The following is a 220-nucleotide window of genomic DNA, read 5'->3' on the forward strand; positions in this document are numbered from 1 at the left end:
GGCCCGAGCCTTCGGCAGCTCCTACATTGACCGTGTGCAAATCCAATCCCGTAGGAGCTGCCGAAGGCTCGGGCCGCGTTCGGACGATCTTTTCGCCGCAACGCAAATCTCCCGCTAAAACCCAAATCGCAGACAAAGAAAAGCCCGGCCTAAGCCGGGCTTTTCAGAGCTACGAGCTAATTACTTAGCTTTAGCTTCAACCTGCGCTTCTACGCGACGG

This window comes from Pseudomonas sp. F01002 (genome assembly GCF_004402115.1).
Classification (GTDB): Bacteria; Pseudomonadota; Gammaproteobacteria; order Pseudomonadales; family Pseudomonadaceae; genus Aquipseudomonas; species Aquipseudomonas frigoris.